The organism is Halomonas sp. ML-15 (assembly GCF_014779595.1).
Taxonomy (GTDB): Bacteria; Pseudomonadota; Gammaproteobacteria; order Pseudomonadales; family Halomonadaceae; genus Franzmannia.
Genome location: NZ_JACXZT010000019.1, coordinates 1,968,388 through 1,993,340, shown reverse-complemented (window position 1 = coordinate 1,993,340; position 24,953 = coordinate 1,968,388). Strand labels below are relative to the sequence as shown.

25 protein-coding genes are annotated in these 24,953 nt (G+C 64.5%); 15 read left to right on the top strand and 10 right to left on the bottom strand.

Annotated features, from left to right (window positions below; translation table 11 throughout):
- The first annotated feature begins 383 nt into the window (after positions 1-383).
- Both IEI94_RS22720 and nfi read left to right on the top strand, forming a co-directional pair.
- Entirely contained in the window at positions 384-803 is a 420-nt protein-coding gene (locus IEI94_RS22720) for a DUF1499 domain-containing protein (protein WP_224750223.1), read from the top strand.
- A gap of 37 nt (positions 804-840) precedes the next feature.
- Complete coding sequence (nfi, locus tag IEI94_RS20990; protein WP_318153434.1) at positions 841-1,509, top strand: deoxyribonuclease V; 669 nt, start codon at positions 841-843, stop codon at positions 1,507-1,509.
- Between the two features lie 9 nt (positions 1,510-1,518).
- Here nfi and IEI94_RS20985 read toward each other — a convergent pair whose 3' ends face one another.
- Positions 1,519-2,421, bottom strand: a complete 903-nt coding sequence (locus IEI94_RS20985; protein ID WP_191169152.1) for an aldo/keto reductase — start codon at positions 2,419-2,421, stop codon at positions 1,519-1,521.
- A 111-nt stretch (positions 2,422-2,532) separates the two neighbouring features.
- Here IEI94_RS20985 and IEI94_RS20980 point away from each other — a divergent pair, with 111 nt between their 5' ends.
- From IEI94_RS20980 to IEI94_RS20970, 3 genes are all read left to right on the top strand, one after another.
- Entirely contained in the window at positions 2,533-3,105 is a 573-nt protein-coding gene (locus IEI94_RS20980) for a DUF1415 domain-containing protein (RefSeq protein ID WP_318153433.1), read from the top strand.
- A 50-nt stretch (positions 3,106-3,155) separates the two neighbouring features.
- The gene (gene tpx, locus IEI94_RS20975; RefSeq protein ID WP_191169150.1) at positions 3,156-3,656 is read left to right on the top strand and encodes a thiol peroxidase; all 501 of its coding nucleotides are present in this window, start codon (positions 3,156-3,158) and stop codon (positions 3,654-3,656) included.
- A gap of 76 nt (positions 3,657-3,732) precedes the next feature.
- Positions 3,733-4,164 carry an OsmC family protein gene (locus IEI94_RS20970; RefSeq protein ID WP_191169149.1) on the top strand — a complete coding sequence of 144 codons (432 nt, stop codon included), beginning with the start codon at positions 3,733-3,735 and terminating at the stop codon, positions 4,162-4,164.
- Positions 4,165-4,175: 11 nt separating this feature from the next.
- Here the strand turns inward: IEI94_RS20970 and IEI94_RS20965 are convergent, their stop codons facing one another.
- Together IEI94_RS20965 and IEI94_RS20960 are read right to left on the bottom strand one after the other, a co-directional pair.
- On the bottom strand, positions 4,176-4,904 hold the full coding sequence (locus IEI94_RS20965; RefSeq protein ID WP_191169148.1) for a gamma-glutamyl-gamma-aminobutyrate hydrolase family protein: 729 nt from the start codon (positions 4,902-4,904) through the stop codon (positions 4,176-4,178).
- 8 nt (positions 4,905-4,912) lie between these two features.
- Positions 4,913-5,920: an amidoligase family protein gene (locus IEI94_RS20960; protein ID WP_191169147.1), complete on the bottom strand. Its 1,008-nt coding sequence runs from the start codon at positions 5,918-5,920 to the stop codon at positions 4,913-4,915.
- Between the two features lie 154 nt (positions 5,921-6,074).
- Between IEI94_RS20960 and IEI94_RS20955 the strand changes: the two genes are divergently transcribed.
- Positions 6,075-8,423: a mechanosensitive ion channel family protein gene (locus tag IEI94_RS20955; protein ID WP_191169146.1), complete on the top strand. Its 2,349-nt coding sequence runs from the start codon at positions 6,075-6,077 to the stop codon at positions 8,421-8,423.
- A gap of 180 nt (positions 8,424-8,603) precedes the next feature.
- Positions 8,604-11,960, top strand: a complete 3,357-nt coding sequence (gene amt, locus IEI94_RS20950) for an ammonium transporter (RefSeq protein ID WP_191169145.1) — start codon at positions 8,604-8,606, stop codon at positions 11,958-11,960.
- Between the two features lie 2 nt (positions 11,961-11,962).
- Here amt and IEI94_RS20945 read toward each other — a convergent pair whose 3' ends face one another.
- Positions 11,963-12,376, bottom strand: a complete 414-nt coding sequence (locus IEI94_RS20945; protein ID WP_191169144.1) for a hypothetical protein — start codon at positions 12,374-12,376, stop codon at positions 11,963-11,965.
- A 1-nt stretch (position 12,377) separates the two neighbouring features.
- Positions 12,378-13,253 (bottom strand): DnaJ domain-containing protein, encoded by an 876-nt coding sequence (locus IEI94_RS20940; protein WP_191169143.1) that lies wholly within the window; start codon positions 13,251-13,253, stop codon positions 12,378-12,380.
- A 157-nt stretch (positions 13,254-13,410) separates the two neighbouring features.
- On the opposite strand from IEI94_RS20940, the gene IEI94_RS20935 reads away from it, so the two are divergent.
- From IEI94_RS20935 to IEI94_RS20900, 8 genes are all read left to right on the top strand, one after another.
- Entirely contained in the window at positions 13,411-14,853 is a 1,443-nt protein-coding gene (locus tag IEI94_RS20935) for a hypothetical protein (RefSeq protein WP_224750222.1), read from the top strand.
- Positions 14,854-14,899: 46 nt separating this feature from the next.
- The gene (locus IEI94_RS20930) at positions 14,900-15,292 is read left to right on the top strand and encodes a glutaredoxin family protein (protein ID WP_191169142.1); all 393 of its coding nucleotides are present in this window, start codon (positions 14,900-14,902) and stop codon (positions 15,290-15,292) included.
- Between the two features lie 286 nt (positions 15,293-15,578).
- The gene (locus IEI94_RS20925) at positions 15,579-18,056 is read left to right on the top strand and encodes a DUF637 domain-containing protein (RefSeq protein WP_191169141.1); all 2,478 of its coding nucleotides are present in this window, start codon (positions 15,579-15,581) and stop codon (positions 18,054-18,056) included.
- Positions 18,053-18,343: a hypothetical protein gene (locus IEI94_RS20920; protein WP_191169140.1), complete on the top strand. Its 291-nt coding sequence runs from the start codon at positions 18,053-18,055 to the stop codon at positions 18,341-18,343. Before IEI94_RS20925 ends, IEI94_RS20920 begins: the two co-directional genes overlap by 4 nt.
- A 359-nt stretch (positions 18,344-18,702) precedes the next feature.
- Positions 18,703-19,002, top strand: a complete 300-nt coding sequence (locus IEI94_RS20915) for a hypothetical protein (protein WP_191169139.1) — start codon at positions 18,703-18,705, stop codon at positions 19,000-19,002.
- A 141-nt stretch (positions 19,003-19,143) separates the two neighbouring features.
- Positions 19,144-19,716 (top strand): hemagglutinin repeat-containing protein, encoded by a 573-nt coding sequence (locus IEI94_RS22910; protein WP_191169138.1) that lies wholly within the window; start codon positions 19,144-19,146, stop codon positions 19,714-19,716.
- A 60-nt stretch (positions 19,717-19,776) separates the two neighbouring features.
- Positions 19,777-19,998 carry a TA system antitoxin ParD family protein gene (locus tag IEI94_RS20905; protein ID WP_191169696.1) on the top strand — a complete coding sequence of 74 codons (222 nt, stop codon included), beginning with the start codon at positions 19,777-19,779 and terminating at the stop codon, positions 19,996-19,998.
- Complete coding sequence (locus IEI94_RS20900; RefSeq protein ID WP_191169137.1) at positions 19,991-20,281, top strand: type II toxin-antitoxin system RelE/ParE family toxin; 291 nt, start codon at positions 19,991-19,993, stop codon at positions 20,279-20,281. Before IEI94_RS20905 ends, IEI94_RS20900 begins: the two co-directional genes overlap by 8 nt.
- A 22-nt stretch (positions 20,282-20,303) precedes the next feature.
- Here the strand turns inward: IEI94_RS20900 and cdd are convergent, their stop codons facing one another.
- Genes cdd through deoC form a run of 5 tightly spaced genes read right to left on the bottom strand, consistent with a single transcriptional unit; the run spans position 20,304 to position 24,934 of the window.
- Complete coding sequence (gene cdd, locus IEI94_RS20895; protein WP_191169136.1) at positions 20,304-20,729, bottom strand: cytidine deaminase; 426 nt, start codon at positions 20,727-20,729, stop codon at positions 20,304-20,306.
- Positions 20,726-21,469, bottom strand: coding sequence for a purine-nucleoside phosphorylase (deoD, locus tag IEI94_RS20890; protein ID WP_191169135.1), 744 nt, complete (start codon positions 21,467-21,469; stop codon positions 20,726-20,728). The genes cdd and deoD overlap by 4 nt, the downstream gene beginning before the upstream one ends.
- Positions 21,469-22,815, bottom strand: a complete 1,347-nt coding sequence (locus IEI94_RS20885) for a phosphopentomutase (protein WP_191169134.1) — start codon at positions 22,813-22,815, stop codon at positions 21,469-21,471. Before IEI94_RS20885 ends, deoD begins: the two co-directional genes overlap by 1 nt.
- Positions 22,812-24,140 carry a thymidine phosphorylase gene (gene deoA / locus IEI94_RS20880; RefSeq protein ID WP_191169133.1) on the bottom strand — a complete coding sequence of 443 codons (1,329 nt, stop codon included), beginning with the start codon at positions 24,138-24,140 and terminating at the stop codon, positions 22,812-22,814. The genes IEI94_RS20885 and deoA overlap by 4 nt, the downstream gene beginning before the upstream one ends.
- Complete coding sequence (gene deoC, locus IEI94_RS20875) at positions 24,140-24,934, bottom strand: deoxyribose-phosphate aldolase (RefSeq protein WP_191169132.1); 795 nt, start codon at positions 24,932-24,934, stop codon at positions 24,140-24,142. Before deoC ends, deoA begins: the two co-directional genes overlap by 1 nt.
- Between the last annotated feature and the right edge of the window lie 19 nt (positions 24,935-24,953).

Sequence of the window (24,953 nt, the reverse complement as noted above, 5' to 3'; positions counted from 1 at the left end):
CTACCAAGGCGTGGCAGCGGCTGCTGCTGCTGGCGGGGGCGATCTGCATGATCTATGGCGGCATCTACACCGATATCGCCGGCCTGCTGGTGGGCGGTGGACTGCTGCTGCTGCAGCGGCGTCGGTCGGGTGATCGCCCCTTGCCGACCTGAACCTCGCTCTGACCCTGGTCTTGAGCAGCCACCTGCGGCCCGTCTCCATGAGGCGGGCCGCTTCGTTGATGCTGTGACTTGCCAAGCGGCGCAATCTGAACTTGACTGAGTAGTCGAAAGGTCGCTTTTTCGCTTGCGGCACGGATCTGTTCTACGCTGAACTTTTATGTGGAAAACATTTCCAATAAAGTGAGAGTAACCGCTAGGCGATAACAACAGAGGATGCGACTCATGATGACCAATCCGCTGACCAGCAGACGCCCCGATACTCTGGGCATCCACAATGGCCGGCTGGCCGATTGCCCGAAGGCGGCCAACAGTGTCTGCAGCCAGGCCGACGATGATGCCCACTACGTCGCACCGCTGGATCCGGGGCAGCGCTCCAAGACAGAGCTGATGAAGCGCCTGCAGACGGCGCTTGCCGGATGCGAGGATGCCGAGATCGTTACCGCCGCCGAGGACTATGTTCACGCCGAGTGCCGCTCGACGCTGTTCGGCTTCGTCGATGACCTGGAGTTTCTGTGGAGCGAGGAGGAGGGGGTCTGCCACGTGCGTAGTGCCTCGCGGCTGGGGGGCACCGACCTCGGCAAGAACCGCGCCCGCGTTGAAAAGCTGCGCATGCTGCTGGAAGGCTGGGGCTTCTGCGAGTAGATACGCCAATGGCCGTTGCCAGGGCTGGATACATACGGTGAAGGTGTTACACGACTGGTCATTGACGCCGGCAGCAGCGGTCGCCCTGCAGCGCGAACTGGCGCCACGGCTGATTCTGGATGATCGACTGGATGACGTGGCCTCCATCGCCGGGGTCGATATCGGCTTCGAGGAGGCTGGCAGCGTCACCCGCGCGGCGGTGGTACTGTTGGCCTGGCCGTCCCTTGAGGTTCTCGAGCAGCAGGTTCATCGCGAACCTACCCGCATGCCCTATGTGCCGGGGCTTCTCTCGTTTCGTGAAATACCGGCGGCACTGGCCGCCTTCGACAGGCTGCAGCGGCGCCCCGACCTGGTGATGGTCGACGGCCAGGGCATTGCCCATCCGCGGCGCCTGGGCGTCGCCGCGCATCTTGGCCTGTGGCTCGATCTTCCGACCATCGGCATCGCCAAGTCGCGCCTGTGTGGCCAGCATGGTGCAGTGCCAGAGAGCCGTGGCGAATGGACGCCGCTCGAGCATCGTGGCGAGACCATTGGCGCGGTGCTGCGCTCGCGGGAGCACGTCAAGCCGGTGTTTGTTTCACCTGGGCATCGCCTCAGTCTGACCACTGCGGTCGACTGGGTGGTGCGCTGCCTGGGGCGAACCAAGCTGCCTGAACCCACTCGCCTGGCCGACCGGCTGGCGTCACGCCGAGGCCGGGGCGGCTGAACGCAGCGTCTAGACGATATCCAGCGGTACATCCTGCTCGGGCGCCGGGAAGGCGGCATCGAGCCGTTCGATGGCCTCGTCGTTGAGCGCAGTCTCCAGGGTGCGGGCATTCTGCTCGACGTGCTCGCTGCGCACCGCCTTGGGAATCGCGATAACGTCGCGCTTGCCCTCGACAGGGCGAACCGCCCAGGCCAGCAGCAGCTGTGCGGGGGTGATGCCGAGCCCGGAGGCAATGTCGAGCACCTCGGGGTGGGTCAGCAGGCTGTCGCGCAGGCGTCCGCCCTGGGCGATAGGGCAGTAGGCCATCAGCGGGATGTCGTGCTGCCGCAGCCACGGGCGCAGACGCCGCTCGATGCCGCGCGAGCCGAGGTGGTAGAGCACCTGATTGGTGGCGCATTCGCTACCGCCGGGCAGAGCGCTGAGGCTTGCCATGTCGTCGCTATCGAAGTTGGAGACCCCGAAGCGCAGGATCTTGCCCTGCTCGCGGAGCCGCTCGAAGGCCTCCAGGGTCTCGTCGAGAGGCACGTTACCCGGCCAGTGCAGCAGGTAGAGGTCGAGGTAGTCGCTGCCGAGTCTCGACAGACTCGCCTCGCAGGCGGCAATGGCGCTGTCGCGTCCCGCGTTCCAGGGGTAGACCTTGGAGACCAGGAAGGCCTGGTCGCGGCGTCCTGCCAGGGCTTCCCCCACCACCCGCTCGGCGCCGCCCTCGGCGTACATCTCGGCGGTGTCGATGAGTGACATGCCAAGCTCGAGACCCTGCTGCAGGGCGCGTACCTCATCGCGGTGCGGCGCCAGACCTTCGCCCATGAACCAGGTGCCCTGGCCGATGGCGGGGAGTTCGATGGCGGGCTGGTGGGCACTGGCTGGCAGGGTGACGCGGGCGGCTTGACGGGTGACGGCGGTGGGGGCCATGGTGGTGTCCTCCAGTGACATAGTGGAAATCTATTTCATGGCATGCTGGCTCAGGATAAGCGCCTTTGCAATGCGACGCGCTATACTGCAGACCCCATTGAGGAGCCCGATGTGAGCCAAGCCCATCCCCCCGATAGCCGCAGCGTAGCGGCGACCCGCCGCTGGGTCGAACAGTTCGTGGTCGGCCATAGCGTATGCCCGTTCGCGGCCCGCGAGGTCGACGCTGATCGGGTTCGCTATCGGGAGGTGTCGGCCAGCGATTGGGAAGCGCTGCTGACCACCTTGATCGAGGAGTGTCGACGGCTCGATGGTGCATCGGAGATCGAGACCACACTGCTGGTGATCGGCGACGGCGCCGAGGACTTCGACGATTACCTCGACCTGCTGGCAGTGGGCGAGGCGTTGATGGCCGATCAGGGCTATGAAGGGGTCTATCAACTGGCAAGCTTCCACCCTGACTACTGTTTTGCCGACGCCGCCGAAGACGCGGTCGAGAACTACACCAACCGCTCGCCATGGCCGCTGCTGCATCTGCTGCGCGAGGAGAGTCTCAGCGTCGTGCTGGATCGGCATCCCGACCCGGCGGCCATCCCGGTGCGCAATATGGCGCTGATGGCGGAGCTGGGCAGATCTCGGCTGGATGCTTCGCTTGCGGCACTGCGCGGCTTGCCGGCAGATAAGTAAGCGGCCGTGACGCTCGGCTCAGAGGATTTCGCCCACCAAGAGGAGTACGCATGAAACAGGTAACCCGTGCTGGAACCCCCGTTGACGTTGCCGGTGATTTCCCCGACAAGGGCCAGGCGGCGCCGCCGCTGACGCTGACCAATCAGGAAATGCAGGATGTCACCCTTGCCGACTTCGCCGGCAAGCGCAAGGTGCTGAACATCATTCCTAGCGTCGATACCCCGACCTGTGCCACCTCGACCCGCAAGTTCAACGAGCTGGCGTCGGGACTGGCCAATACCGTGGTACTGGTGGTGTCCGCGGACCTGCCGTTTGCCGCCAAGCGCTTCTGTGGTGCGGAGGGGCTCGACAACGTGATTACCCTGTCGACGTTTCGCTATCCGGCGTTTCATCGCGACTACGGCGTGGCGCTCTCCAGCGGTCCGATGACCGGACTGACCGCGCGTGCGGTGGTGGTGCTGGATGAACAAGACCGGGTGATCCATAGTCAACTGGTCGGCGAGATCAAGCACGAGCCTGACTACGAGGCGGCACTGGCCGCTCTTAGCTGATCGAACATGGCGGCAGTTGCCGTCATGCATTAGCCGGTCGCCTTGCGGCCGGTGTTTCCCACGGAAAGGAGGTGTCATGAGCATTACCAACAAGGCGTCGGCGCATTGGCAGGGCGATCTCAAGACGGGCCAGGGATCGGTCTCCACCGCCAGCGGGTCGCTTGCCAAGACCCCGTACGGTTTCAAGAACCGCTTCGAAGGCGAGCCGGGCACCAACCCCGAAGAGCTGATCGGGGCGGCCCACGCCAGCTGCTATTCCATGGCGCTGTCGATGATTCTCGGCGAGGCGGGCTTCACTGCGGATAGCATCGATACTCAGGCCACGGTCAAGCTCGACCAGGATGATAGCGGCTTCAGTATCACGGCCATCCATCTCGAGACCACGGCCAAGATCCCGGGTGCCGATGACGCAGCGTTTCAGGACGCCGCCAACAAGGCCAAGGCCGGGTGCCCGATCTCCAAGCTGTTCAACGCCGAGATCACCCTCGAGGCCAAGCTGGCCAACTGACCCTGCCGAACTCAGCGCACCTGACGGCCATCCACGGGATGGCCGTCTTGCGTTGCATCGCTGGTGCGGCAGGCGGCATGCCGGTCAGACGCCTTGACCAGGGCGCGAATCAGGCGCTGCTGCGGGCGATTGAAGATCAGCCACTCGGGGTGCCACTGCACGCCGATCAGGAAGTCGTGCTCCCGGGACTCGATCCCCTGCACCAGGCCGTCGCGGTCGCGGGCGACGATCTCGATACCGCGCCCGGCCTTGTCCACCGCCTGGTGGTGGAGGCTGTTGATGCGGCACCAACTGACCTTGAGGATGCGCTGCAGCCGGCTGGCACCGACGAGATCCACGGTCTTGCGCGGCAGCACCGTGCGCCGCCGCTTGAGGCCCTCATGGGTGGTATAGATATCCGGATCGAGCGTGCCGCCGAGGTGCACATTGAGCAGCTGGGCGCCGCGGCAGATACCGAGTACCGGGCAGCCGGCAGGAATGAAGCGTTCGAGCAGCTGCAGTTCGAGCTCGTCTCGCTGCGGATCGACGCGCACGTCGAGCTGCACTTCGCCACCGTAGAGGTGGGCCTCGATATCATCGCCGCCGCCGATAATAAGCCCGTCGAGTTCCTCTGGGTGGGGGCGTGATGGCGACAGCCGCAGCGGGCGCCCGCCGTGGCGCCACACGGCGAACCAGTCGAACCCCCAGGCGATGCGGCTCTTGCGGTCAGAGGTGGTGATACCGATCAGCGGGCGGGACATGCGACTCCTCAGGATTCGTTCATCCAGCTGCGTAGCTTGTCCAGCCAGCGAGTCATGGGCGATAGGGTGTGGTATTCGAGATACTCCCGCGAGCGCTCTTCGAGACGCTCGGGGTCTGCGGCGAGGGTTTCCACCTCGACCCACAGGTTCCACTCCACTGCTGCTCCCCACTGCGGCGCCGAGAGCTGCGCATTGGGGAGCCGATAGTGATAGGTCGGGCGGGGTTTGATCAGTGCGTCGGCAAACATTGCGTCGGGATAGTCGGGGCGCAGATAGCCAAACAGGGGGAAGAGGTCGAGTTCACGGTTACGGGTCGGGTTGTGCTGGATATAGTCGCCGATCAGGGTGTCGAGATCCGGTGCATAGTCGGGATCGAGTACCAGGATCGCGTAGGCCTTGGGAAACGGATTGGCATGTGGCAGCACCTCGCGGGTGATGTCGATATCGATCTGGTCGCGCAGCCACTCGGCGAGCAGCAGGTAGGCGCGCAGATGAGCAAGGATCGAGTCGACACCAAGGTCCGGGACCTCGGGATTGAGGTGCAGGCCGAAGCCATACAGCAGGCTGGCGTCGGTGCCCTTGGCGCCGTGCACGCGCAGTGCGTCGAATAACGCGTCGAGCTCATCGAGCTCGTCCCAGGGCACCGGCGGGCCGACGATTTCGGTGGGTACCAGGCCAGCCACCACGTCGCCGATCAGCTCGCGGGTCTTGTTATGCAGATCGACGCGTACCTGATGACGTTGGCGATCCCACTCGGCATCGCTGCTCGGCGTTCGTCCCACGATCTTGGCATCCGGGTGGGCTACCTGGGCGTCGAGCTCGATACCGAACTCGCCCCAACGAGTGCCTTCGACCTTCAGCCGATGTGGGCTGATCACGATGATTTGGCCACCGAACAGTTCGCAGACCAGCTGGGCAGCGTTGGCGGGCGTGATACCGGCAAATTCAATCTCGACCCCCACGCGCCGCGTCTGGCCTTGCGCAGTATGAGGGGTTGGGGGTGGGCGCACATCCATGCCGGGCTCCACTGCAGCGATGACGGGTCAGCGCTCAGCCTATCATAAGCCACCGGCGTGACACGCTACTCTAGAGGGACGTGATTCAGCCATCGCCTTTACCGCGGCCGCGGGTCTGTGCAGACTCTGCGGCAACTACTGTATCGGAGGAAGCATGCCGCGAGCCGCCACTGCCCTGTTATCCGACCGCCTGCTGCGACTTGGCTGGCTGCTGCTGGTGCTGCTGTCGCTGTGTGTGGCGCTGCCTCATCAGGCCGCTGCCCAGAGTTCGCCGCTGGTTGGCTTGACCGGCGCTGATGAGGAGAGTGACGAGCACGACCCGCAGGCGTTTCTGGAGTCGCTGGACGAAGTGATCGGCACCCTGGAGGATGCCGATCGACGCGGCACCCTGGTCGAGAGCCTGCGCGAGCTGCGCGAGGCGTCGGCCCAGGCCGAAGGAGAGGATACGACGCTGCCCCGCCAGGGGCTGCTGGGCGCCCTGGCGGATACCCTGAGCGACTTCGGTGACCAGGCTGAAGCCGGCCAGTCGCCCCTCGATGTATGGCAGACCCAGTTCGACCAGGCGCGTAGCGAGAGCCGCGCGCTGCTCCGGGAGGCCAGCTACGCTGAACTGATGCGGCTGGCCATCGAGTCCACCGTTATGCTCGGCATCTGGGCCGGGCTGCTGGTTATCCTGATGGCCGTGGCACGCACCGTGATGTTGCGTCGCGACTGGCCGCTGCAGCTACCTCGTGAACCGCGTGCCTGGATGCTGGTGCTGCACCTGTTGCGCCGACTGCTGCCCTGGCTGCTGGCGTTTCTGATCATGCTGGGTGTGGCGCAATTCGTGCCGGAGAGCGCCGGGCGCACGCTGGCGCTGGTGGTGGCCTACGTGGCGCTGTGCGGTCGGCTGCTGGCGGTGGTCAGCGAGGTGGTGGTGTCTGCTTTCACCCGCGGGCATCGTTTCATCGCGGTATCGCATCTGCGTCAGCGCGCCCTGCGCCGGCTGTTTGCCATCGGCGCGCTGGTGGCGCTGGCCGATGCGCTGGAGTCGGGCCGGCTGATCGAGCTGCTCGGCGACGATCTGTCGTCGCTGATGTCGGTGCTGGCCAATATCCTTGCCGCGCTGCTGGCCGGCGGCTTCGTGCTGCGTTTCAAGCGGCCGATCAAGCATCTGATTCGTAACCGTCCCTACTCCCAGCGCCATCGAGCGAGCACCAGCTATGACCTGATCCGGATCCTCGGCGGGCTGTGGCACGTGCCGGCGCTGCTGCTGGTGGGTGCCTCGCTGCTGGCGATCTTCGTCTCGGTGGGCGACGCCGGCGGGGCGCTGACCCGGGCGATCATTTCGGCGGCACTGCTGGTGCTGACGCTGGTGGTCACCGGGCTGATTCGCCGCCATAGCGAAATCGTGACCCACCGCAAGCGGATCTCACAGTACCGCAAGCGCCTCGAGCGCTTCGGCTACGCGCTGGCGCATATGGTCTGCTGGGTGGCGTTCGGTGAGCTGTCGCTGCAGGTATGGGGTGGCTCGCTGCTGGGGCTTGGTCAGCAGGGGGTGGCCAGCGCGCGCATCGGCCAGGCGCTGGTGGCTATCGGCATGACCGTGCTGGTGGCGTGGCTGGCGTGGATCTTCGCCGACACCGCCATCCAGCGCGCGCTGACCTCGTCGGCGCGTTCGCGGGGGCGGCGGGTCAATAGCGCCCGGGCGCAGACCATCACGCCGCTGATCCGCAACGTGATCTTCGCCACCATCGTGGTGATTGCCGCCATCGTCGGGCTGGCCAACCTCGGCGTCAACGTCACGCCACTGCTGGCGGGTGCCGGGGTGATCGGCCTGGCGATCGGTTTCGGTGCCCAGACCCTGGTCCAGGACCTGATCACCGGCATCTTCATCCTGATCGAGGACTCGCTGGCGATCGATGATTTCGTCGACCTGGGCGGCCATATGGGCACGGTCGAGGGGTTGACGCTGCGCACCGTGAGACTGCGTGACCTCGATGGCATCGTGCACATCATTACCTTCAGCCAGATTCAGTCCATTCACAATATGTCGCGTCAGTTCGGCATCGCCCTGATGCGAGTGCGCATTCCCCATGCGATGAAGATCGACGATGCCATCAGCCTGGTGCGTGAGGTGGCCGACGAGCTGCGCCAGGATCCGATGATGCGCCACCACATCTGGTCGCCGCTGGAGCTGCAGGGCATCGAGCGCTTCGAGGAGGGGGCCGCGGTGCTGCGCATGCGGATGCGTACCGCGCCGGTGATGCAGTGGGACGTGGCGCGCGCCTTCAACCTGCGCCTCAAGCAGCGCATGGAAGAGGATGGCCTGGACATGGCGATGCCGCGGATGAGCATTCAGATGGAGGGCCGGCTCGGCGAGTCGCTGGAAGAGGGCATGGGCGACACGCCCGAGGCTTCCCAGGACAGCGTCGGTCGCGAGCCCGGCGAAGCCGGCGTTGCCGACCCCGAAGGCGAGACTAGCCCCAGCGGCGGCTCACCGGGCTCTGCACCATCGCAGTGATCGAGATGTGCTGATATATGGCACCGTTATTGCTTCTTATTGAGTGAGGGGTGGCGTCCATTGTTACGACATGGGCGTCGATGCCCATCACCAGGCTCTCGGCGAGCATGCCGTCCGAGCGCCGGTGTTGGGTAGTGTCTCATTCTGGTGCGCTTGCTGCGCCGTATAGGAGCATAACGCATGCTGGAATCCGAGCTGGATGTCCTCTGGGTGCTGTGGGCGGCTGCGTTGGTGTTCGTGATGCAAGCAGGCTTTCTGTGCCTTGAAGCAGGGGTGACGCGGACCAAGAACGCCATCAACGTAGCGATGAAGAACCTTGCCGACTTTGCTGTGGCGCTGATGCTGTTCTGGGCGCTGGGGTTTGGCCTGATGTTTGGCGTTGGCGCCAGCGGATGGTGGGGCAGCGAGCACTTCCTGCTCAGGCTCGAGGCAGATGACGCCTCGCTTGCGGCGCTTTTTCTCTTCCAGGCGATGTTCTGCGCGACCGCCGCGACGGTGGTCTCCGGCGCGGTGGCCGAGCGAATGTCCTTTATCGGCTATCTCGTGGTGACGGCGGTGGTCTGCGTGCTGATCTACCCGCTGTTTGGCCACTGGGCCTGGGGTGGTCTGCTGGGCGGTGCACCGGGCTGGTTGGCGGGGCTGGGCTTCGTTGATTTTGCCGGGGCTACGGTGGTGCATAGCGTTGGCGGCTGGGTGGCGTTGGCGGCGATTCTGCTGATCGGCCCGCGGCGTGGTCGCTTCGTCGCGGGGGAGGCGCCGCGCACGCTCCCGGCGGGTAATCTGCCCATGGCGATGCTGGGGGTGCTGCTGCTGTTTCTTGGTTGGTTCGGCTTCAATGGCGGCAGCACCCTGGCGTTCGATGCGCGCGTGCCGGGTGTGCTGGTCAACACCGTGCTGGCGGCGGTGGCCGGGGTGCTGTCCGGGATGCTGGTAGGCTGGCGAGTGCGTCGCTACGCGGATGTGCTGTACTCCATGAACGGCGCTATCGCGGGGCTGGTGGCGGTGACTGCCGGAGCGCATGCGCTGAGCATGGGGCAGGCCTTGGCGGTGGGGGCGATTGGCGGCGTACTGATGGTGCTGTCCAGCGAGTGGCTGCTGCGGCGCGGCATCGATGATGCCGTCGGCGCGGTACCCGCCCACCTCGTGGCGGGCATCTGGGGCACTCTGGCGGTGGGGCTGCTGGGGGACGCCAGCCTGCTGGATACCGGCCTCGGACGCGTCGAACAGTTGCTGGTTCAGGCGCTGGGCGTCGTGGTATGCGGCGTGTGGAGCTTTGGCCTGGCCTGGCTGCTGCTACGTGGCATCGACCGCTTGCGCCCGCTTCGCGTCAGCGACGAGGCAGAGCGCCTGGGGCTCAACATGGCCGAACATGGCGCGCGTACCGAGCTCAATGAGCTCCTCGAATGCATGCGTGAGCACGAGCGCCGCGGTGACCTGCAGGGACGGGTAGACGCCGATCCGTTCACTGAGGTCGGCGAAATCGCGGCGGGTTACAACCGGGTCGCCAGTGCACTTGAGCGAGCGGTGGCCAACACCCAGGTCATGCTGCGTAATTTGCGCGACGGGGTGGTTACCTGGCGTGCAGACGGCATCTTGACCGGCCTCAACCCGGGGGCCGAACAGCTGTTCGGCGTCGAAGCCGAGGCGCTGATCGGAACGCCCATCAGCCAGCTGATAGCCGATGAGCTGCCTGGGCTTGGTGAGCGCCGCGAACTGCGCCTGAGAGGCGCTGACGGCGTGCGCTACCTGGAAATTCAGGTCAGCGAGGGCGCGGTCGGTTCTCACGCCGAGTATGCCGGGATGGTGCGCGATATCACCGAGCGCAAGCGTCTCGAGGAGCAGCTTCATCGCGAGCGCGATCTGGCCCAGGTGACGCTGGCCTCGATCGGCGATGGGGTGATTACCACCGACGCCTCGGGCAGTGTGACCTTTCTCAATGCCGAAGCCAGCCGCCTGACCGGGTGGTCGCTCGAGGCGGCGAGTGGCCAACCCATCTCGCGGGTCTATCGGCTGATCGACGAGTCTCACGGAGGATGGATAGACAACCCCGCGCGACAGGTGCTGGCATCGGGGCGCCCGGTAGTTGGCGATGGTGCTCATCTGCTGCTGGGCGCAGACGGCGCGCGCTGCCCGGTGCACCACTCCGCTGCGCCGATCCGTTCACACCAAGGGCTTGCCGTGGGCGCGGTGGTGGTATTTCAGGACGTGACCGTCAACCAGACGCTGTCGCGCAAGCTGACGCATCAGGCCAGCCACGATGCGCTGACCGGGCTCGCCAACCGGCGTGCCTTCGAGGCTCAGCTGCAGCAGCTGGTGGCGACGGTGGGCGAGCAGCATGTGCTCTGCTACCTGGATCTCGACCAGTTCAAGGTCGTCAACGATACCTGCGGCCATATGGCTGGCGATGAGCTGCTGCGCCAGGTCTCGCGGTTACTCTCCCAGCACCTGCGCAGTCGCGACCTGCTGGCGCGGCTGGGCGGTGACGAGTTCGGCATCCTGCTGCTCGACTGTCCGGCCGACAAGGCTATCGAATTGGGCGATAGCCTGCGGCGGGCGATTGAAGCGTTTCGTTTTGGCTGGGAGGAGCACAGCTTCGCGATTGGCGTCAGCATTGGCATGGTGCCGCTGGGCGAGGGACATGCGCCGACCCTGCGCGATGCGCTGAGCGCTGCCGATGCGGCCTGCTACGCGGCCAAGGAGGGGGGGCGCAATCGCGTTCATCTTTACCAGCCTGACGATAGCCAGCTGCTTGAGCGCCACGGCGAACTGCAGTGGGTGCCGCGGCTGCAGGCGGCGCTGGACGCCGATGCGCTGCGGCTCTATGTGCAGCCCATCGTGGCCGTTGCCAAAGCCCCTGGAGGGACAATCCACGAGGTGCTGGTGCGACTCGAAGAGCACGGCAGGATCATTGCGCCGGGCGCCTTCCTGCCCGCTGCCGAACGCTACAATCTGATGCCGCGAATCGACCGCTGGGTGGTACGCAATACCCTGGCCTGGCTCGGTGACGCCTACCGCAGCGGAAAACTCGAGGGCATGTGGTCGATCAACCTCTCTGGCGCCTCGCTGTCGGACCCGCAGTTCTGCCGTGCACTAGAGGAGCAGGTGGCGGCGGCCGCGCTGCCGGCAGGCACGCTGTGCTTCGAGATCACCGAGAGTGCTGCCATCTCCCAGCTATCGACGGTCAGCGAGCTGATCATCACGCTCAAGGCGCTGGGTTGCCGCTTCGCCCTCGATGATTTCGGCGCCGGGCTCTCCTCGTTTGGCTACCTCAAGCAGCTGCCGGTGGACTATCTCAAGATCGACGGCCACTTCGTTCGCGACCTGCATCGTGATCCCATCGACCGGGCAATGGTCGAGGCGATCAACACCGTAGGGCATACCCTGGGGCTGGCGACGATCGCCGAGTTCGTTGAGGATCAGGAGGTGCTGGAGAGGCTGCGTGAGCTAGGCGTCGACTATGCCCAAGGCTACCTGTTCGGCAAGCCGCAGCCCGTGACGTCGCTTGCCCATACCAGCGTCAAGGTCATGCCGCGCTGAACTTACAGCAGTGCGTGGCACAGCGCGGCGCCGGCCAGTACGCCCAGCGCGAACAGTCCGGCGATCAGCCAGGGCGCGCGCCATTGTCGCCAGCGGTTGTGCCAGCTGGCGGCATGGCTGAGGCGCTCGACCAGCTCGTCGTGGCGTGAGCAGACGTTATCCGGCGGCAATGAGAAGTCGTTGGCTACGCTATCCTGCCAGTAGGCGCCGTGGGTCAGCCCCAGGCGTGCCCGCAGCAGGCCAATATCACTCAGGGTGGCATGCAGCGCATCGTATTCGTCGCGCCGTGACTCGACTTGCAGCACCATCTGGGCGTCGGCCTTGAGGGCACTGTGCTGGCAGGCGTCGATGGCGCTGCGAATGGCGTCCTGACTGGCATCCGGTGGTATGCCCAAGCGCCGGTAAAGGTCGCGCATCTCAGCTCACCTCCATCAGGTACTCATAGGCGCTCTTGATACGCTGAAAACGCAGCGATGCGCTGGCTACCCGGGCTTCGCCCTGGGCGAAGACGCGGTCTGGGTGGTGTGTCTGGGCGAGGCGGCGATAGGCCTTGCGGATCTCGCTGCGGTTGGCGCCGGGCTGAAGTCCGAGGACGGTCAAGGCGCGGCGGGTGCGGTCGCCTGGGGGCGGCGATCGTTCGCTGCCGCCACGCTGCTGGCGCTGATACTGATGCTGCTCGTGGTATCTCTCACGACGCTCGTGCTCGTGGCGCTGGCGCGCCTGTTCTTGCTGATCACGCTCACGGCGCCGGCGCTCCTGATCGCGCTGGCTATGCTGCTGTTCCTGTTGCTGGCGACGCTGCTCCTGCTGCTGGCGGTGATGTTCCTTGGCCTGCCAGTAGCCGGTGCGGCTGGGGTCGTCGGGGTTGGTGAAGGCCTTGCCGGCCACCGCCTCGAACAGCGGGGCAAATTCACTGGGCGCTACGCCGACCAGATCGGCCAGAAAGCGCAGCACATGGTGATTGGCCAGCGATGGCTTGCCACCCTCCACCGCCAGGGCGACGGCCAGGCGCAGAAAGGGGTAGGCCTGCTCGCCGTGGCACTCCTTCTGCAGCAGTTCGGCGGCCAGTTGGACGGCGGAGAGGTCCTGAGCGGCGGCGATCTCGATGACCGGTTCAACGGCATGACCGTGACGAAACCCGCTGGTGATTTCGGTCAGTCGTGCGCGTTCGGGTTCGCCGATATGACCGCGGCTGGCCAGTACCCAGGCGAGCAGCAGCAGGGCCGCCGTATCCGCCTGATGACGGCTTTTCAGCAGCAGCAGCTCGAAGGGCGAAAAGCGCGCAATAGGCATCCCTTGTCTCCACGGGGTCGCAATTTTTTGATTATAGGACGTGGCAGCGCCACATGGTCGCCCCGGCTCGCGGCGAAGGCAAGTCCGGCTGCTGCCGCTAACACCCGCCGGTTCATGTTATAACCAAGGAATCGGGCAGCGTCCCCAGGGAGCAAGGATGGTCAGCGTCGAACGCAAGGAAGGCTTTACCCTCAAGATTTCGCGGATTCTGCGCGAGTCGACGACCCATCGTCTGGATCTCTACCTGTTCGTGCCCGGTGAACTTGGCCTCTCCACCGACGTCATCGCCGAGAACGCCTTCTATCACAGCGCGATTCACGTCAAGCGCACCTACTACAGCGATCGGCACCAGCTGCCGCTGGTACTCAGCCGGTTGGCCCGGCGTGGCTCGCTGGATAGCGACCAGTATCGCCTCAGCCTGAGCCTCTATGCCTACCAGTACGTGGTAGCGCTGGAGCGCGGTGGCCGCGAGTTGCACGATGGCAAGCGCGAGGAGGAGCGAGACGAAGAGGAAGCGGCGGCGCAGGCCGCGGCGCGTCAGGCGAGTATCGAGGAGCTGATCGAGCTGGCGCTGGATATCCTCAAGCGGCTGCGCCGCTCACGCCCGGAGGACGCGCGGCTGCACAAGTATTTCGCCAATATCGACAACTATCTGTCGTGGTTCACCGAGCAGCGGCTGCTGTCGCTGGTGGCGCACCTGCCCCGCGACCGCCACTACAAGGCCAACAAGGCGCGGCTGCTGGCGATCTGTACGGCGGAGCAAGAGTACCGCCAGGCTCAGGAGTACAACTCGGCGCGGGTCAACCGCGACCCGACGCGGATCTCCAACAAGATGCGCCTGTTGCGGCGGCTGATCGAGTATCCGGTGACCCTCAAGGAGACCACTCAGGAGCTCGGCGGTGGCGAGGAGAAGGCGGTCAAGGGGCTCGCCACCGCGGTGGTGATGATCTTCGTCTCGCTGGGTCTGCTGCAGGCCCGCGAGAGCATCGGCGATATTACTGCGCTGTTCGTGCTGGTGCTGGCGGTGCTCTATGCGCTGCGCGAGGTCTTCAAGGATGACCTGCGCACCACCCTGTGGCGCTGGCTGCGCAAGGGCCGCCCCAAGTGGCGGCGGCAGTATTTCGACGTGCATAGCAATCAACTGGTGGGGCGTCAGCTCGAATGGTTCGACTACCAGCGCTACAGCAAGCTCGATGAGGCGATCAAGACCGCCCGCAAGCGCAACGTGGCCCAGCGCGAGGAGATGGTGCTGCACTACCGCTCGAGCTCGCGGATGTCACCGACGCGTTTTCTCAGCGGCTACGAGCAGACCCGCGAGACCCTGACCCTGGACCTGGCGGTGCTGTCGCGGCTGATGGACAAGGCCTCGCACCATGTCTATCGGGTCAAGGATGGCCAGGTAGTCCGTGAGAGCGTCGAGAAGCGCCACCTGATCAACCTGGTGACACAGGAGCGTATCGGCGACGGCGAGCCGGTGATCCAGCGCTGGAAGGTGGTGATGAGCCGCTCCAAGATCGTCGATATCGAACCCGTAGAGCCCGGGCAGCCAGCCGCCAGTGCGACCACCGGCCGCGATTCGGCGGCAAACGCCGGCGCCTGAGAGTGATAGACTGTGGCTCGACATTTTCGACAGGACAGACTCGCCAATGAGGCTCGTACTACGTTATTTCTTTCGCACTCTGCGATTGCTGCTGGCCCCCGTCATGCTGATCGCCGAGAAACTCAGCACCCCGCAGGCCGTCGAACGCAGCGAGGCCGAGCAGGCCGAGGTGGATCGTGCCTGCGAGGCCCTGGCGCTCTACCAGTTCCGCACCTGCCCGTTCTGCATCAAGGTACGCAAGGAGATCGCCCGGCTGGGGCTCAAGATCGAAATTCGCGACGCTCAGCTCGACCCCGACCATCGCCAGGCCCTGCAGGAGGGCGGCGGTAAGGTCAAGGTACCGTGCCTGCATATCACCCACGATGATGGCAACGTCGAGTGGCTCTACGAGTCGGACGCCATCAACGCCTACCTGCACAAGCGCTTCGGGGCGGCCTGAACCGCCAGGCGCTAATATCGCTACAGTGAACTAAGCGCTAGACGGGACTGGCATCGTGCGCTCATTTGCTACTAAAGAAGTCGTGAATACTGCCGATGATAGGGAGATCACGCCTATACCACTCGCGTATTGGCGTCGATCTCCCTTGATTGCGCCAGGCGTCGTTGGCTCAGGCTAGGCAGTGTCGACACCGATACCCGTACTTGAAGGCGACTTCTGTTAGTACGAGGGTCGAGCGTTATTTGTCATCTATAAGAAGCCTGTGCTCTTTCGATGCTATCGGCTCATGAGTACTCAACCATGCCCCACCGCCAGCCAGTTGCAGGCGGGTGGCAGCGCAGCGCTGATGGCCGGCAATCGGATCGACCTGCTGACCGCCCAGGAGGAGGACTACTCCCTCTATGAGTATCGTCGCAGTGGTGGGCTCTTTAGCAGCAGCCGCCACCAGCGCGACGAAGTCCACGATATCCGCGAAGTCGGCACCCAGATCACCACAGGCGACGATATCACCCTCGTCAGCGGCGGCGACCAGTCCTACCGCGGCGTACGGCTCGACGCCGGCCAAGGCCTGGCACTGCTTAGCGGCGGCAATATCGCCTTCGACATGGCCAGTTACCTGCGCCAGGAATCCCACGAGCGCAGTAAGAGCAACTTCGTGCGCCAATCGGCCAGCGGAGAAGGCACGACCAGGGAGACGCTGCGCCAGAACGAGTTGCGCTATCAGGGCGAACTGACCATTCAGGCCGCCCAGGGCATCAGCATCGAGGTGGAGGGCATCAACGCCGGATCGGTGCGCCAGACCATCGACGCCATGGCCGAGGCTAACCCCGACCTCGCCTGGCTGCAGGAGATGGAGCAGCGCAGCGATATCGACTGGCGCCACGTCGAGGCCATCCACGACAGCTGGAGCTACTCCCAGTCTGGTCTCGGGCCGGGGGCGGCACTGGCCGTGAGCATTGTCGCCGCCGCCTGGGCCGGCCCCGCTGCGAGCGGCTTGATCAACAACGCTGTGGCGTCCGCCATGGTGGGGGCGGGCGCCGGCTCACTGGCCGGTACCGGCGCGGTTAGCGTGATCAACAACCGTGGCGATCTCGGTGCCACCTTCAGCGACACCTTCTCGAGCGACAGCTTGCGTGGTGCGGCCACCGCCGCCCTGACGGCCGGTGCCACCCGCGGCATGACCGACCGTGTCTGGGGAACGCAGACCAACCCCACTACCGGTGCCACCCGTAACCTGAACCTCAGCTTCGGTAATGGGAGCGACATCGCCCGCTTCGCCGGTCAGCGCGCCACCCAGGCCGCTATCGATGCCGGCATCCTCACCGCCATCGCAGGCGGCAGCTTCGGCGATCATCTTGGCGATAGCCTCGAGAGCGCCGTCACCCATGTGGTCAGCGGCGTACTGTTCAACGCCGTGGGCGATCGTGCCTTCGAGAAAGGCTGGGACGAAGGCAGCCCACAGAAGATCGCCCTGCATGCCCTGGTCGGGGGCAGTGTCGCCGAAGCCATGGGCGGCGACTTCCGCACAGGGGCGATGGCGGCAGGCGCCAATGAGGCGCTGGTGGAGTTTTTGGATAGCAAGCTGGGCAGCGATCCCGAAACGCGAAACCACTTCCTGACCACGGCCTCGCAACTGGTGGGTATCGTCGCCGCCGAGCTGGTTAACGGCGACGTCTACCAGGGGGCCGAGATTGCAGCTCAAGCGACGCGGTATAACTACCTGGCCCACCCAGAAGCCAATCGGCTACAAGAACTGAATCGCCTACTGGAAGATGACGACAGCCTCACCGAGGCACAGCGCCAAGCCCTGGAGGAAGAACGCCTAGCGATTCACGCCCTCAGCCAGTCTCGTGACCTTGCGCTAGAGGAAGCCTGTGGCCAGGGCGGCTCGGCACAAGCCTGCAGCTACGAACGGGCACTGCTGCAGGTTGCCATGAATAGCTGGCAAGACGTGACACTGGGTCGCGAGGATCGAGACACGGTCTTTGCTGAGTACACCCATACGGCGAGACAGTATGCTCAGCACCAACAGCAGCGTATGGAGCACATTGGCGCCGAAGCCCTCTCAGAGATGGTGGTTGATTCTGTCAACGCGCCCATCATAATGGGTCAGCTCGTCGGGCAAGCGCTGTTGGGTGACGAAGAATCCCAAGCGCTACTGCAAGAAATGGGCCAAGAGATAAAGGCCTTCGCTGCCAACCCGCTGAACTACATTACCGAGAGTAACCGCGAGCAGCTGGCCCAAGCCGATGCACTGGAACTGGCAGGACAGCAGGACGAAGCCGACAGGCTGAGAGTACGCGTCGCGCTAGAGAATCAGTCGATGCTGATGGGCGCAGGTGGGCTGGTGGCAAGCCTGCCGAGGATGGCCAAGAGTGTTGTCACAAGCCGGGCATTGACACGGGATGAGTTGATTGCAGGGCTGCCACAGGGCACCAAGATCACTCCCGAAGACCTTGTCGATATTCGCAGGCTGCCAGATGGCCGAACTGTGTGGCTTGAGACCGGCAACGATGCTGCAGGATTACAACATATTTACCGACGGCATGAAGTTGATTTTTCGAATAAAGGTGTTCCTCGTGAGGAGATTTCAACGGTTGTGATGGATGCACTGGAACGAGGAAATGTTGTCGGGACAAATGGCTCAGCCAGCGTTTATCGCGTAACGCATAATGGTGTTGAGCAAAATATAGCGATTGGGGTTGGCTCGAATGGTTTTGTTGTTCGAGCCAATCCTGTTAGTTCTTGGAACCCCCTACCATGATCACACTAAGATTTGCGAAAGAGTATATGGCAGGACCGCTGTTCTGTCCTGATCCTGAGAGGATGGGGCATGTGGATGTTGATGAGCTACCCATTTCTCAAGCGCTAAAAGCTAAAATTCTGGCTTGGGATAGCGCATATCAGGCAACATTTAACGATGACTATCCACCAGATTCAGGCTTTAGCTCATCTGAAGCCGAGTGTATGCACATAGCTGAAGGAGCACGGATTGCTAAGAGATTACAGCTAGAACTGGAGGGTGCTTATATAGTTGAATATTGTCCATGAAGCAAGGAATAAATGGGGTCAGAAATCAATGGGGGCAGTGTGTACAGTGATAGTATCCACCTGACACATGCCCGCAAAGGCTCGCTTAACTAAGCACATTCTGCTATTCCCCAATCTCACCCACTAACAGTCGGAGGGCTGATCATCGAAGCCTGCAGGGCACCAGCGACTATCAATCATGGGACTTCCAGGCCGGCGGCAGCTTCACCATCGGTCCTGCTCCAGACGGCAGCCTCGCGTTCCTCGACGGCCAGGATATCGCCGCTCATGCTACCCAACTATATGCCGGCGCTTGCAAGCTGGGAACGCTCTATGCCTCTTGAAGATATCACAAAGCGAGTTGATTGGGAGATGAGTTGATGGTGGAAGACAGCCGTTTTGGCCCTAGTGTAAAGAAAGTTGGTGGAAAATATTATCCAAGTGGAAGGCCGGTAATTCACTCCGAAGATCTTTGGCGCGAGGAAACTTGGGAAGCTTGTAGAGATTCTGATGATCATTGTTACTTTGAAAAAATGAACGGATATCACGGTGGAGGAGTGACGGTTTATGAGATTTCTGAACAGGAGTTTGAACGCATCAAACAGGGTGAATTGTCTTATGAAAATTTGGTTGAACTAACCGATCATGACCCGAACCGATATCCAGTGAGAATCACGTAAGTATTTGGAATCAATGGGGTCAACATCAATGGGGGCAGTGTCATTGATATCTTTGGGCCCACAGTCTATATCCGGGTACGCGAGGGCGACCTGAACGGCGGTGGCACCCTGATTGCCGGCAACTCCCTGGCCTTGTAGGTGGTGGACGATATCCTTAACACGGACACCCTGGCCGGCCGTATCGGGGGGAACCGGGTCGACCTCGACGCACGCAACGATCTCGACAATATCGGTGGCGAGATAACCGCCGGTGAGTCGCTGAATATAGCGGCTGGGCGTGACCTGAACCTGGCCAGCACCTCGGAGCGCCTGGCCGGGCTCTACGTCACCGAGGCTGGCGGCAGTTTGAATGCCACCGCTGGCCGTGATCTGAGTGTTGTCGGTGCCGACCTCGATAGTGCCGGCGATCTCCGACTCGGCGCTGGTCGCGACCTGGATATCGCCAGCACCTCAAGGCGCGAGACGCGCTGGGGTGGCATGAGCGAGCGCAGTGAACTGGAGCGTGGGGCAAGCTTGTCGGCAGGTGACGACCTGATACTCGACGCCGGTCGCGACCTGAGCCTAGCGACATTGACGACGCAAGAGCGCTTTAGGACACGGCACAACACGCGCCGCGAAAGTGAAGAGATCGGCACCCAACTGGAGGCCGTTGGCGTCGATGCGGATGCGCTGGCTGGCGTCGTTGCTCTTCGCCGACGCTGTGGGCAGCTGTAGCAGCTTGCATCAAATGTAGCAGATTGCTACATTTCAAGAAGCCCTATGGAGGATATCAACATGCCCACTAGCAGCATACGTTTAGACCAAAACCTTATCGAAAAAGCAACTATTATCGCTAAAGCGCTTAACCGAACCCCACCTAAGCAAATAGAACATTGGGCAAAAATTGGCAAGATGATGGAAGACAATCCCGATTTACCTTACGAGTTTGTAAGGCAGGCCATCATCGCGCAGGCAGAGCGAGAGGCCGGCAAGCTGGAGGCTTACGACTTTGATTAAAGTCACTAGTGTCTTACAGACGCCTACATTCAAAAGGGCGGTAAAGAAGCTCAAGCCCAACCAGAAAAAAGACCTTGATTTGGCCATTAAGGAGCTAATGGCCAATCCCAACATTGGCGAGCAGAAAAAAGGCGACCTGGCTTTTCTGCGAGTGCACAAGTTCAAAATGAATAAGCAAATGACTCTGCTAGGGTATAGCTTTGATGATGGTGCTCTTGTCCTTGAACTGATGGCGCCGGGCTCACACGAAAACTTCTACCGCGAGATCAAGCGTCGAAAATGATTTAGTACTTGCCCCGTCGGCCTCAACCTGACGACCTCGGTGAGGGCTTGCCGAGGTTCTCCGGCCCGAAGGAGTCGGGCAGCAGGTCGTCCATGCTGTAGGACTTGAGCCGCTGGCCGTTGGCGTCGAGCACCTCGATGCGGGTGTCGGGGCCGGCGAATTCGCGGATGCGCTGGCGGCAGTCGCCGCAGGGCGTGCACAGGTGTTCGCCGGGGCCCATCACGTAGACCTGACGAATCTGCTGGCGGCCGCTGCCGACCATGGCGGCGATGGCCGACGCCTCGGCACACAGCCCCTTGTAGTTGGCGATCTCGACGTTGCAGCCGAGAAACTGGCTGCCGTCAGCGCTCTCCACCAGTGCCGCGACCGGGTGCTGGGAGTAGGGCACATAGGCGTGTCCCTGGATGTGCCGCAGGCGCTCGACGATGTCGCGGGATACCTCACTCATGGCGCTCCCCCTGTGCCGCTGCCGGCGGCGTCGTCGCGCAGTACCGCCTCGAGGGCGATCTCCATCATCTCATCGAAGGTGTTCTGGCGCTCGGCGCTGGACAGCGAATCGCCGCTGACGATGTGGTCCGACACCGTGCACACCGTCGCCGCCCGGGCGCCGAACTCGGCGGCCACGCCGTACAGGCCGGCGGCCTCCATCTCCACGCCGACGATGCCGTAGCGGCGCATCAGCTCGACCATCTCGGCCTGGGGGTTGTAGAACAGGTCGGCGGAGAAGAGGTTGCCGACCTTGACCGGCACGCCCTTGGCGGCGGCGGCATCCACGGCATGGCGGGTCAGGGCAAAGTCGGCGGTGGCGGCGAAGTCGTGGTCGTTGAAGCGCATCCGGTTGACCTTGGAGTCGGTGCAGGCGCCGAGCCCGACCACCACGTCGCGGACCTTGACGTCGTCGCGGACGGCACCGCAGGAGCCGACCCGGATCAGCGTCTTGACGTCGTAGTCGGTGATCAGCTCCTTGGCGTAGATCGAAACCGAGGGGATGCCCATGCCGTGGCCCATCACCGAGATCTCGCGGCCCTTGTAGCGGCCGGTGTAGCCGTACATATTGCGCACGCGGTTCACCTGGCGCACGTCGTCGAGGAAGGTCTCGGCGATGTACTGGGCGCGCAGCGGGTCGCCGGGCATCAGCACGGTGTCGGCGAAGTCGCCGCGTTCGGCGTCGATATGCGGAGTGGCCATCACGAGGCTCCTGTCGCAGTGGATTTGGGGAGGAAGCTGTCGCCATCGGCCATGGGCGCCAGGCCGAAGTGGCTGGCCAGGCTCTGGCCGATATCGGCGAAGCTGTGGCGTTCGCCCAGCGGGCCCATGGCCAAGCCGGCGCCGCGGGCCAGCACCGGCACGTACTCACGGGTATGGTCGGTGCCGTGCCAGGTGGGGTCGCAGCCGTGGTCGGCGGTGAGGATCAGCAGGTCCTCGTCCGTCAGGCGTGCCAGCAGTTCGGGCAGCCGGGCGTCGAAGTGCTCCAGGGCTGCGGCGTAGCCGGCCACGTCGCGGCGGTGGCCGTAGACCATGTCGAAGTCGACGAAGTTGGTCATGATCAGCACCCGCTCGCTAGACGCGCGGGAGGCGCTGCGCTCTATCTCGGCGAGGGTGGCGTCCATCAGGGCGTCGTGGCCGCTGGCCTTGACCGCCCGGCTGATGCCGCAGTGGGCGTAGATATCGGCGATCTTGCCCACCGAGACGACCTCGCCGCCGGCGTCATGCAGCGCTTGCAGCACCGTGGGCGAGGGCGGCTCGACGCTGTAGTCGCGGCGGTTGGCGGTGCGCTGGAAGCTTGCCGCGTCTTCGCCGTCGAAGGGGCGTGCGATCACCCGGCCGATATTGTAGGGCTCGAGCAGCCGGCGGGCGATCTCGCACAGCCGGTAGAGGCGCTCGAGGCCGAAGTGCTGCTCATGGGCGGCAATCTGGAATACCGAGTCCGCCGAGGTGTAGACGATGGGCTTGCCGCTGGCGACGTGCTCCTCGCCGAGCCGGGCGATGATCTCGGTGCCCGAGGCGTGGCAGTCGCCGAGTAAGCCGGGCAGCTCGGCCTCATCGATCAGTGCCTCGAGCAGCGCGGCGGGAAAGCTCTGCTGCTTGTTCTCGAAGTAGCCCCAGTCGAAGCGTACCGGCACGCCGGCGATCTCCCAGTGGCCGGAGGGGGTGTCCTTGCCGGAGGAGATCTCCCGGGCGTGGCCGTAGGCGCCTTCGACCCGCTCGGGGAGGGTGATGCCCGCCGCCAGGCTGCCGCTGCTGTCGCGGTGGGCGTGGAACAGCCCCAGGCGGGCCAGGTTGGGCAGGCTGAGCGGACCGGTCCGATTCGATAGGACAGTTTCGGGGCCTTGTCGTGGGCCGGTTTCGGAGCCTTGTCGTGGGCCGGTTTCGGGGCCCTGTTTCGGGCCGGCTTCGGGGCCCTGTAGAGAGCCACGCGCGCAGGCGGCGGCGATATGGCCGAGGGTGTCGGCGCCGGCGTCGCCGAAGGCAGCGGCGTCTGGGGCGGCGCCGATGCCGAAGGAGTCGAGGACCAGGACGATGGCGCGGGTCATAAAGCCTCCCGGCGGATAGCGTCGTGAATCAGCGTGGGTGGTGTCGCGGCGGCGTCGTCGACGGTGATGGCGGCGCGCAGCTGGGCGGCGGCGCGTTCGGCCGCGGCGTCGTCGGCGGCGTGAATCACCGCCAGCGGGCGCTCGGCGTCGACGCGCTCACCGATGGCGGCGATCTCGCTCAGGCCGACGCGGTGGTCGATGGCGGCACCGGCCTGCAGGCGGCCGCCGCCGAGCTCGACCACCGCCATGCCCAGCGCGCGGGTATCGAAGGCGTGGACGATGCCCGGCGTCTCGGCGTGTGCCGCTCGCTGTATGGGCGCCCTGGGCAGGTAGCGGCCGGGGCGTTCGAGCAGGTCGGCGGGTCCGCCGAGGCCGGCGACCATGAGTGCGAAGCGCTCGGCGGCCGCGCCTGAACTCAGGGCATGGTCGAGCTTGCGCTCGGCGGCGTCGCGATCCGCGGCCAGCCGGCCCTGCAGCAGCATCTCCACGGCCAGGGCGCGGGTGACCTCGAGCAGCCGGCTATTGGCCGCGTCGCCGCGCAGCAGGCGCAGCGCTTCGTTAATCTCCACGGCGTTGCCGGCGCAGGGTGCCAGCGGCTGGCTCATATCGGTGACCAGCGCGGTGGTCGGCGTACCGGCCCGGCTGGCGACCTCGGCGATGCGCGTGGCGAGTTCCAGCGAGGCCTGATGGGTGGGCATGAAGGCACCGCTGCCGCTCTTGACGTCCATCGCCAGCGCATCGAGGCCGCAGGCCAGCTTCTTGCCGAGGATCGAGGCGACGATCAGCGGCATCGACTCCACCGTGGCGGTAACGTCGCGCACCGCATAGAGGCGCTTGTCGGCGGGGGCCAGGTCGGCGGTCTGGCCGATGATCGCCACCCCGACCTCCTTGACCAGGCGCCGGAAGCGCGCCTGATCGGGGGCGATGTCGTAGCCGGGGATCGCCTCGAGCTTGTCGAGGGTGCCGCCGGTGTGGCCCAGGCCGCGCCCGGAGATCATCGGCACATGGCCGCCGCAGGCGGCGATCCACGGACCCAGCACCAGCGACACCAGGTCGCCGACACCGCCGGTGGAGTGCTTGTCGAGCACCGGGCCGGGCAGGTCGAGGTCGTCCCAGGCGAGCACCTGGCCGGAGTCGCGGGTCGCCTCGGTCAGCGCTACCGTCTCGGCGTCGTTCATGCCGTTGAGGTAGGTGGCCATGGCGAAGGCGCCGATCTGGGCATCGCCGATATGGCCGTTGGCGATGGCCTGGATAAACTCGTGCAGCGCCTCGGCCGGCAGCGTCTGGCCGTCGCGCTTGGCGCGAATCAGCTCCTGGGGCAGCATCAGTAGCCTCCCGGGGTGTCCGGTTGTTGCGCCGCGACGCTGGTGTCGACACCCAGGGTGTCGAGCAGGTTGCCGAGCAGGCTCGAGGCGCCGAAGCGGAAGTGCGCCGGGGTCACCCAGTCGGCGCCCATGATGCGCTCGGCCAGCGCCAGATAGGCGGCGGCATCCTCGCTGCTGCGCACCCCGCCTGCGGCCTTGAAGCCGATATCGGCGCCGCTGCGCTTGATCGCCTCGAGCAGCAGCTCGGCAGATTCGAGGGTGGCGTTGACCGGCACCTTGCCGGTGGAGGTCTTGAGGAAGTCGGCGCCGCCGGCGATGGCCAGCTCGCAGGCCTGGCGGATCAGTGTCGGCGTTGCCAGCTCGCCGGTCTCGAGGATCACCTTGAGGGTCGCTTCGCCGCAGGCGGCCTTGCAGGCGGCGACCAGATCGCGGCCGATGGTCTGCTGACCGGCCATCAGCGCGCGATAGGGGAACACCACGTCGACCTCATCGGCGCCGGCGGCAACGACCTCGCGGGTCTCGCGCTCGGCGCGGGCGATATCGTCGCTGCCGTCGGGGAAGTTGGTGACGGTGGCGATTCTGACTCGCTGGCGCAGGCCGCGCTCGCTGAGGCCGCGATGGGCGGCGGCGATAAAGGCTGGGTAGACGCACAGAGCGGCAGGTGCGCCGACCGGGGTGTCGGCCTGGGCGCACAGCGCGTCGATGCTAACCTCGCTGTCGTCGGCGTTGAGGCTGGTCAGGTCCATGAGGGCCAGCGCCCGGCGGGCGTCGGCCTGAAGGGGAGTATCGGTCATGGCAGTGTCCGTGGCGTCA

Excerpts from the sequence above, each read along its gene's own strand:
- IEI94_RS22720 (WP_224750223.1), top strand. The coding sequence starts at position 384 with ATGATGACCAATCCGCTGACCAGCAGACGCCCCGATACTCTGGGCATC.
- IEI94_RS20985 (WP_191169152.1), bottom strand. The coding sequence starts at position 2,421 with ATGGCCCCCACCGCCGTCACCCGTCAAGCCGCCCGCGTCACCCTGCCA.
- tpx (WP_191169150.1), top strand. The coding sequence starts at position 3,156 with ATGAAACAGGTAACCCGTGCTGGAACCCCCGTTGACGTTGCCGGTGAT.
- IEI94_RS20970 (WP_191169149.1), top strand. The coding sequence starts at position 3,733 with ATGAGCATTACCAACAAGGCGTCGGCGCATTGGCAGGGCGATCTCAAG.
- IEI94_RS20965 (WP_191169148.1), bottom strand. The coding sequence starts at position 4,904 with ATGTCCCGCCCGCTGATCGGTATCACCACCTCTGACCGCAAGAGCCGC.
- IEI94_RS20960 (WP_191169147.1), bottom strand. The coding sequence starts at position 5,920 with ATGGATGTGCGCCCACCCCCAACCCCTCATACTGCGCAAGGCCAGACG.
- IEI94_RS20955 (WP_191169146.1), top strand. The coding sequence starts at position 6,075 with ATGCCGCGAGCCGCCACTGCCCTGTTATCCGACCGCCTGCTGCGACTT.
- amt (WP_191169145.1), top strand. The coding sequence starts at position 8,604 with ATGCTGGAATCCGAGCTGGATGTCCTCTGGGTGCTGTGGGCGGCTGCG.
- IEI94_RS20945 (WP_191169144.1), bottom strand. The coding sequence starts at position 12,376 with ATGCGCGACCTTTACCGGCGCTTGGGCATACCACCGGATGCCAGTCAG.
- IEI94_RS20940 (WP_191169143.1), bottom strand. The coding sequence starts at position 13,253 with ATGCCTATTGCGCGCTTTTCGCCCTTCGAGCTGCTGCTGCTGAAAAGC.
- IEI94_RS20935 (WP_224750222.1), top strand. The coding sequence starts at position 13,411 with ATGGTCAGCGTCGAACGCAAGGAAGGCTTTACCCTCAAGATTTCGCGG.
- IEI94_RS20930 (WP_191169142.1), top strand. The coding sequence starts at position 14,900 with ATGAGGCTCGTACTACGTTATTTCTTTCGCACTCTGCGATTGCTGCTG.
- IEI94_RS20925 (WP_191169141.1), top strand. The coding sequence starts at position 15,579 with ATGAGTACTCAACCATGCCCCACCGCCAGCCAGTTGCAGGCGGGTGGC.
- IEI94_RS20920 (WP_191169140.1), top strand. The coding sequence starts at position 18,053 with ATGATCACACTAAGATTTGCGAAAGAGTATATGGCAGGACCGCTGTTC.
- IEI94_RS20915 (WP_191169139.1), top strand. The coding sequence starts at position 18,703 with ATGGTGGAAGACAGCCGTTTTGGCCCTAGTGTAAAGAAAGTTGGTGGA.
- IEI94_RS20905 (WP_191169696.1), top strand. The coding sequence starts at position 19,777 with ATGCCCACTAGCAGCATACGTTTAGACCAAAACCTTATCGAAAAAGCA.
- cdd (WP_191169136.1), bottom strand. The coding sequence starts at position 20,729 with ATGAGTGAGGTATCCCGCGACATCGTCGAGCGCCTGCGGCACATCCAG.
- deoD (WP_191169135.1), bottom strand. The coding sequence starts at position 21,469 with ATGGCCACTCCGCATATCGACGCCGAACGCGGCGACTTCGCCGACACC.
- IEI94_RS20885 (WP_191169134.1), bottom strand. The coding sequence starts at position 22,815 with ATGACCCGCGCCATCGTCCTGGTCCTCGACTCCTTCGGCATCGGCGCC.
- deoA (WP_191169133.1), bottom strand. The coding sequence starts at position 24,140 with ATGCTGCCCCAGGAGCTGATTCGCGCCAAGCGCGACGGCCAGACGCTG.
- deoC (WP_191169132.1), bottom strand. The coding sequence starts at position 24,934 with ATGACCGATACTCCCCTTCAGGCCGACGCCCGCCGGGCGCTGGCCCTC.